2 protein-coding genes are annotated in these 2,555 nt (G+C 35.0%); one reads left to right on the top strand and one right to left on the bottom strand.

From position 1 onward, the window contains the following. Positions 1–146: 146 nt before the first annotated feature. Positions 147–1,037 carry an IS982-like element ISLll1 family transposase gene (locus tag ABZ945_RS32875; protein WP_361277123.1) on the top strand — a complete coding sequence of 297 codons (891 nt, stop codon included), beginning with the start codon at positions 147–149 and terminating at the stop codon, positions 1,035–1,037. A 305-nt stretch (positions 1,038–1,342) separates the two neighbouring features. On the opposite strand, the gene ABZ945_RS32870 is transcribed toward ABZ945_RS32875, so the two are convergent. Then, positions 1,343–2,454, bottom strand: a protein-coding gene (locus ABZ945_RS32870) for an IS3-like element IS981 family transposase (RefSeq protein WP_361277121.1) whose coding sequence is annotated in 2 segments (ribosomal slippage) — positions 1,343–2,238 and positions 2,238–2,454 — 1,113 coding nt in all. Because the reading frame shifts where the segments join, the coding sequence is not laid out codon by codon here. Between the last annotated feature and the right edge of the window lie 101 nt (positions 2,455–2,555).

Below are 2,555 nucleotides of genomic sequence, written 5' to 3'. Positions count from 1 at the left end.
ACAGTTTTGGAGGAAATAATAAAAGCAGTAATCATATTAAAAAATGCTTTTATTATACCCGAATTGCTAGTTAATTTCATTGGAAAATAAATAAGTCGTGCTATCCTAATCTTAAACCACTAAGCATTAGAAAGCGCACGACTTATATGACTTATAATAGCACACTTCCAAAAGTTTTTGTTTATTTACTGACAACCATTGAGACGCTTTATCAAACGAGGGTTTCCCTTGAGGTTCAAAACCGAAAGAACGTCCATCTCGCAACATCAGATTGCTTAGTTATCGCTTGTTACCTATGGGGCGTACTGCATTTTAGTGAAACGCTTAAAGCTAAGCACCAACTGGCTCAAAGTTTATTTCCTAATTTCCTAGAATATTCTCGCTTTGTCCGCCGTTGTAATGCCCTCTTACCGAGTATCCAAGTCATTCGCCAAGCACTCGTCTTTAAAGAGGTTGAAGGAATGAGTGTATCCATTATTGACAGCTTCCCCCTTCCTTTGTGTCAGCCTATTCGTAATTTCAGAAGCAAAGTTCTTGGAGATTATGCAAATGTTGGCTACAATGCTACAAAGGGACAGTACTTCTATGGATGTAAATGTCATGCTTTAGTCAGTGAATCAGGCTATGTCATAGACTACACAATTACTCCTGCTTCAATGGCTGATAGTTCAATGACCGAGGAAGTGTTGAGTCAATTTGGGACACCAACAGTCCTTGGAGATATGGGATATCTAGGTCAGTCACTGCATGATAGGCTGGAATTAAAAGGAATTGATCTAATTACACCTGTCAGGAAGAACATGAAGCAAAAGAAAATCCTTTTCCCTAATTTTTCAAAACATAGAAAAGTGATTGAGCGAGTTTTTTCTTTTTTGACAAATCTAGGAGCTGAGCGTTGTAAAAGTCGTTCGCCTCAAGGTTTTCAATTGAAATTAGAGATGATACTTTTAGCGTATTCTTTACTGTTAAAATCAGCTAAATCACTGGAACCAGAGACTTTAAGATATTCTATCGGGTATCAAGTCATGGCTAAATAATCAACTAGCAATTCGGGTATATGGAGGATATTTCAATGAAAAAATTTTTTAAATATAGTAATTATTTATATTTTGTTGTGGCGATATTAAGTTTAATTGCTTATTTTACTAAGAAAGATATGGATAATAATTTTTGGTTAATTATGTTTTTTGCATGGTCATGTTTTGGTTTTACTTCTATGGCAAGAAAAAAAGATAAGGACAAAAACAATGAAAATAATTAAACGGACTTTATTATCTTTTATGGCATTTGACGTTAAGTCAAGTTTTTAGAGTAACAAACGTAGAATTTTAATCTATTTATTTTAAGCACTTACCTTTTCAAATTGATTAGGTGTAAGATACCCTAAACTTTGATGGATTCGTTTTGAATTATAAAAGGCTTCGATGTACCAGAAAATACTCTGATAGGCTTCTTCAAAGTTCTTATATTTAAATTGATACACCCACTCTCTTTTTAAATGTCCATGCCAAGATTCAAGACTGGCATTATGATAAGGGTATCCCCTTCGACTGAAAGAGTGAGTCATCCCATAATACTTAAGCAACTCTTCATACTCTAGACTCGTATACTGGCTTCCTTGGTCAGAATGAAGAATAACAGCTTCTGGATAGTCTTGTGATTTAATGGCCTTATTTAAAGTTCTTTGCACTAATTCTACAGTCATTCGCTTGCCCAAATCCCAAGCAATGACTTTTTTAGTATAACGATCCATAATGGTTGAGAGATAAGCCCATACTTGGTGAGTAGGAATATAAGTAATGTCGGTTGACCAAACCTTATTTTTCTTTGTAGGTTCAGTCTGTATGAGATTTTTTCGATTGATGTGATCACTTAGTGAGTATCCAGGCTTAAATTTCTTAATGACTACAGACTTGAGTTGAAGTTGCTTCATTAGCTTCTGTACCAGTTTTAACCCGACTTTTTCCCCTTGTTTAAGTAGAAGATGATGAATTTTAGGAGCACCATAGATTCCTCGGTTAGCATTGAAGAGTTGAGAAATTTTGAGTGACAGGTATTGTCTCCTTAATTGAGTTTTAGATGGATGTCGGTTAATCCGTTCATAATAACTTGATTCAGTAACACCAAGGAGTTGACAGCTTAGTCTGACATTGAGTGCTAAAGTTTGTATGGTATGAGCCATATCCGCAGCACTCACTTCTTTTTCTCGGCGAATATGGTCAATACTTTTTTTAAGATGTCTCGTTCTTCCTTAACTTTAGCCAGTTGTCTTTTTAATTCTAGAAAATCAGCTTTAGAGACGGAGCTTTCATTAGATTTAGAGTAGAGGTCTATCCATTTATAAATTGTTGCAGGGGCCACGTCGTATTCTTTAGACAGCTGGGTGACGGATTGACCAGAATGATAGAAGGCGATAAGGGTTTCTTTAAATTCTTTTGAGTAGCGTTTTTTCATGTTTTTGTCCTTTGTCTAAATTATACAATAGTGACTCTAAGATTTAAGGATAACATCACAATAACCTTAATTTTTAGATGATAATTTCTCATTTTTTACTT

It is taken from the genome of Streptomyces sp. NPDC046887 (genome assembly GCF_040644755.1).
Taxonomy (GTDB): domain Bacteria; phylum Actinomycetota; class Actinomycetes; order Streptomycetales; family Streptomycetaceae; genus Streptomyces; species Streptomyces lichenis.
Note: the sequence above shows the minus strand (reverse complement) of the source record. Positions and strands in the feature narration are given on the sequence as shown.

What these genes read in the sequence shown, in the direction of transcription:
- ABZ945_RS32875 (WP_361277123.1), top strand. Translation starts at nt 147, where the DNA reads ATGACTTATAATAGCACACTTCCAAAAGTTTTTGTTTATTTACTGACA.